At 46.3% G+C, this 5028-nt stretch carries 5 protein-coding genes and 1 riboswitch; of the genes, 4 read left to right on the forward strand and 1 reads right to left on the reverse strand.

Annotated features, from left to right (window positions below):
• A partial coding sequence (locus tag AB5H98_RS12640) for an alanine/glycine:cation symporter family protein (protein WP_367926252.1) occupies positions 1-682 on the reverse strand: 682 nt, incomplete at its 3' end.
• 103 nt (positions 683-785) lie between these two features.
• Positions 786-882: riboswitch (glycine riboswitch) on the reverse strand.
• 384 nt (positions 883-1266) lie between these two features.
• Between AB5H98_RS12640 and pfkB the strand changes: the two genes are divergently transcribed.
• The 4 genes from pfkB to AB5H98_RS12660 form a co-directional block, all read left to right on the forward strand.
• The gene (gene pfkB, locus AB5H98_RS12645) at positions 1267-2169 is read left to right on the forward strand and encodes a 1-phosphofructokinase (RefSeq protein ID WP_367926253.1); all 903 of its coding nucleotides are present in this window, start codon (positions 1267-1269) and stop codon (positions 2167-2169) included.
• Between the two features lie 22 nt (positions 2170-2191).
• A complete protein-coding gene (locus AB5H98_RS12650) occupies positions 2192-4159 on the forward strand; it encodes a fructose-specific PTS transporter subunit EIIC (protein ID WP_367926254.1) in 1968 nt (655 codons plus the stop codon).
• Between the two features lie 47 nt (positions 4160-4206).
• Positions 4207-4470, forward strand: a complete 264-nt coding sequence (locus tag AB5H98_RS12655) for an HPr family phosphocarrier protein (RefSeq protein WP_367926255.1) — start codon at positions 4207-4209, stop codon at positions 4468-4470.
• 17 nt (positions 4471-4487) lie between these two features.
• On the forward strand, positions 4488-5028 hold a 541-nt coding region (locus AB5H98_RS12660), incomplete at its 3' end, for a phosphoenolpyruvate-utilizing N-terminal domain-containing protein (protein WP_367926256.1).

Below are 5028 nucleotides of genomic sequence, written 5' to 3' on the forward strand. Positions count from 1 at the left end.
CAACAATGTAGAAGACCGCCATAATTGGAACCAGTTTTTCAGTCACGGAAGCAATTCGTTTTACCCCACCCACAAAGATAAACGCAGCGACCGCGGCAACCAAAAATCCGACCAGCAATGGTGGAACGTGAAAGGCAGTTGCAAATGCAGCGCCAATAGAATTGGACTGGACCATATTGCCCATAAATCCAAGGGCAAAAATAATAGCAATGGAAAAAAAGCCGGCCAGAAATACTCCGAACTTTCCTTTAAAAGCGGCTCGGATGTAATAAATAGGACCACCGGTCACATGTCCGTTGACTGTTGTGCGGAATTTTTGAGCGAGCAGTGCTTCGGCATATATCGTGGCCATGCCGAAAAAGGCGCTGACCCACATCCAAAAAATAGCACCGGGACCACCAGACGCTAAGGCTGTGGCGCAGCCAGTAATATTTCCGGTACCGACCTGTGCTGCGATGGCAGTGGTCAAAGCCTGAAAGGAACTCATTCCTTCGTGTCCTGCTTTGGCACCATTCAGATTGAACCCACCGAAGAGACGCCGCATACCTTCGCCGAATTTTCGAACCTGAACGAATTTTAAACGAAAGGTAAAATAAATTCCGGTGCCGCACAGGAGAAACAAAAGAATGTTGTTCCAGAAAAAGTCACTGACTACGCGTACCAACTGTGTAAATTGTTCCATTTCTTATACTCCTCTTCACTTTTGTCTGCACGGCAAACAAAAAAGCCGAACCCATAAAGGGTTCGGCTCTGGAAACAGCAAACAACCATAAGGTCGTCGCACCTGCATCCACTCTGTCCTTTTGCCTGAGAGATTAACGCTTTCCTTGAAAAGCGTCTTGCACCTTCGGCACCCCACGGGGATTCTCCAGAGCCGCATCCGTTCATAGTCCGCGTGCAGAATGCACACCTGAAAGTTTTACTTCTTCGGTAAGCTTGCGCTTTTTCCTACGAACTTCGTTTGTCATGTTGCAGTGTAACTTTTTATAAAATAGCATGTGCGCAACTCAAAGTCAAGTGTCTTTGTGCTGCGGCCTTCGATTTTGTAAAAACGTCGGAGAAACAAATAAAAATCGATACAATTTTATGAAATTGTGCAAGAGTAGGTAGTAAAATTGTAAAGGCATTGAGATGACAAAATGCACATGGTAATATGAAAAAGAGGCTGAGAGTTCTATTGAAAAACTTTTGCTCAAACGAATAAGAGAACGCTGTTTGGGACACATTTTTTACAGTGGTGTTTTGCTGTCAAGGAGAGATGAGGCAATGGTTTATACTGTAACGCTCAATCCTGCGATTGACTATGTAGTGGGAGTGGAACAATTTCGAACCGGAACATTAAATCGAGCTAGCCGTGAATTGGTACAGGTCGGTGGCAAAGGGATTAATGTATCTATGCTGCTCAATCGTTTGGCTGTGGAAACAACGGCCATGGGCTTTATAGCTGGATTTACCGGTCGAGAGATTGAGCGCTTTTTAATAAAAGAAGGGATAAAAACAGATTTTGTCCAAATAGAGAATGGATTTAGCCGAATCAATGTAAAATTAAAAAGCGCTTGCGAGACAGAGATCAATGGTCGTGGCCCAAGGGTTAGCGAAAAAGAACTAGAGGCCTTGGAACGCAAGCTGGATTTGTTAAAGGCGGACGATTTTTTGGTTTTGGCGGGGAGCATTCCGCCGACCATCCCTGCAAATTTTTACGAAAAAGTGCTGTCTCGTTTAGCGGGTAACGGTGTAAAATTTATAGTAGATGCAGAAGGAACTTTGTTGACAGATACTTTGAAATTTCGTCCTTTTTTAGTTAAACCAAATCAAATGGAACTGGAAGGGATTTTCCATCTAAAGAAGATATCAGTACCTCAAATAGAGGAGTGCACAAGACAACTTCAGCAATGGGGAGCTCGGAATGTGTTGGTGTCTTTGGGAGAGAACGGAGCGGTTCTTTTGGACGAAGACGGAATCTTTCATACGATGGAAGCTCCGCATGGAATCGTAAAGAACTCTGTAGGTGCAGGAGACTCTATGGTAGCAGGTTTTTTGGCGGGATGGTTGAAGAGCAACGATCCTGTCCAGGCTTTGCGTATTGGAATTGCTGCAGGAAGCGCTACAGCTTTTGCCGATGGTATTGCAGAGCGTCAAGAGATTGAGAGACTGCTGAGTAAGGTCTGATATAAGAAAGGAGCGGGGTCATTTGAAAATAGTGGATCTTCTGGACTCGCGATGCATTGCACTAGGCGTGCAAATGAAGGATAAACCTGCAGTAATTGATTTGCTGGTGGATTTACAGCAAAAAAGTGGTGCATTGAACGATGTCGAAAAATACAAAGAGGCGGTTTGGGAACGGGAAAAACAATCAAGTACGGCAATAGAGGCCGGAATTGCCGTGCCCCACGCTAAGTCAGATGCAGTGGTTCGCCCAAGCTTAGCAGCGGCGGTTTTGGATGAGGGGGTAGATTATGGCTCAATGGATGGTCTGCCTTCTGATTTGTTTTTCATGATTGCGGCACCGCTTGACGGCGAGAAACATCTGGAGATTTTGGCGCGTCTGATGACATTGCTCATGGATCCTTCTTTTGCATGTGAATTGCGCAAAGCAGGAGACGCCCAGACGTTTTTAAAAGTTGTGGAACGCTTTGAACGAGAAAAGTTTGATGAAGTATCTAAAGACGATGAGAAGCCATCCAATTCAGCGGTTAAGTATAAAGTATTGGCGGTCACGGCATGTCCGACGGGAATTGCGCATACGTATATGGCAGCGAAGGCGTTGGAAAAAGCCGGGGAAGAGTTGCAAATTCCAATCAAAGTTGAAACAAACGGAAGCGGTGGTGTGAAAAATCGTTTGACAGATGAGGAAATTCGCCTTGCAGATGGAATCATCGTGGCGGCGGATAAGCATGTGGAAACGGCTCGCTTTTCGGGAAAACCTGTTTTATTCGTGCCGGTTTCTGAAGGGATTCATCATCCAGATGAACTGATTTCGCAGATACAGAATAAAGAAGTTCCTGTTTACCATCACATTGAACGAAATGCCGAAGTTTCCGTTGTAGAAACGTCTACTGCAGGAGAAAGTCCGGCGCGTGTGCTTTACAAGCATTTAATGAATGGTGTCTCGCACATGCTTCCATTCGTAATTGGCGGCGGAATTTTGATTGCGTTGGCATATCTAACGGATGTATACGACCCGCAAAATCCGGCCGCATTTGGAACAAATCTTCCTTTGGCCGCATTTTTGAAAACGGTGGGCAGCCAGGCGTTTCAGTTTATGATGCCAGTTTTGGCTGGCTATATTGCGATGAGCATTGCGGATCGACCGGGGCTTGCGGTTGGATTTGTAGGTGGAGCTTTGGCAGCAACCGGAATTTCTTTTTCAACGATCCTGAGCGGTTCGACACCTGTTTCCGCCGGCTTTTTAGGAGCATTGCTTGCAGGTTTTGCAGGCGGGGATTTTATGAAGTGGTTGCAAATACTATGCAATCGCATGCCAGAGAGCCTTGAGGGCATAAAACCGATTTTGCTATATCCGGTTGTAGGAATTTTGGCAATAGGCGCGTTTATGTGTTTGATCAATCCTGTGCTTGGCGCGATTAATCATGGATTGGTAACGTTTCTGAATTCGCTTAGTGGTGTGAGCAAAGTCTTTTTAGGTGCAGTGCTAGGTGGTATGATGAGCATTGATATGGGCGGCCCATTTAATAAGGCCGCTTATGTTACCGGAACAGGTGCCATTGCCACTGCAGCGGCTTCGGGCGCTGCCAGCGGAGCCATTGAATATCAGATGATGGCTGCCGTTATGGCCGGGGGTATGGTCCCGCCTTTGGCAATTGCTCTGTGCACAACCTTTTTCTCGGGAAAATTCACTGCGGAAGAACGTCGTTCGGGTGTAGTGAATTATATTATGGGGTTGTGCTTTATTACAGAAGGGGCTATTCCCTTTGCAGCCGCCGATCCACTTCGCGTTATTCCAGCTTGCGTGGTGGGAAGTGCCGCTGCGGGTGCGCTGTCCATGTGGTTTGGATGTAGCTTGATGGCACCGCATGGCGGAATTTTTGTGTTACCCGTGATGGAACATCGCTTGGCTTATTTATTAGCTTTGGCAGCAGGAGCTGTAATTGGAATGGTTTTGCTGGCGCTCTTGAAAAGAGATAGAAGAAAGAGCTAAAATAAGGTGGAAAAATCCCCTATGAAAGAAAAAAGGAGGATGATAATATGGTATCCGCAAAAGTAACTGTTACAAATCCAATGGGATTGCATATGCGTCCCGCACAGGTGTTTATTCGGGAAATGACTCCCTTTGAAAGTGAAGTGACAATTAATTACAAAGACCGCAGCATCAATGGAAAAAGCATTATGAATTTGATGGCGTCTGGCATCAAACAGGGGGCCGAAATTGAGATTCGCTGTGAAGGAAGCGATGAACAGGCAGCTTTAGACAAGGCTGTGGCGTTGATTCAATCCGGACTGGGCGAATAAGAAAAGGGGGCGGTGCAATGACCTTAAACGGAATCAGCGCGTCTGCTGGAGTGGGTTTGGGGAGTGCAGTATGTGTCCATGAATGCGTTCTGGACTATACCGGTATTGCATACGCTGGGGCTGAGGCGGAGAAGGCAAGATTGTTGGCTGCTATCGCGGCATTTCGCGAGGAAACAGCCGGAATGGCGCAACGAATGCGAGGTTCATTAGGGCAACACGAAGCAGAAATCTTGAATGGACACATTGCGATGGTAGACGATCCCTTTCTTCGTTCTCAGATGGAGGAAAAGACGCAGCAGGGATGTATAGCTGAACAAGCTGTAGATTCTGTATGTGGCATTTATGAAGAATTGTTTTCACAAGCCGATGATGAGCTGATTCGGCAGAGAGCGGCCGATGTTCGGGACATTCGTGACCGATTACTGAGGCTTTTGCTTCATGTAAAACAGGTGGATCTTTCACAACTTCCCCCGCAGACAGTTTTAGTGGTCAATGACCTTACGCCGTCTATGACGGTTGGCTTGAATGCACAAAATGTAGTGGCAATCGTGACTCAGT

It is taken from the genome of uncultured Ruthenibacterium sp., from assembly GCF_963558415.1.
Classification (GTDB): domain Bacteria; phylum Bacillota; class Clostridia; order Oscillospirales; family Ruminococcaceae; genus Ruthenibacterium.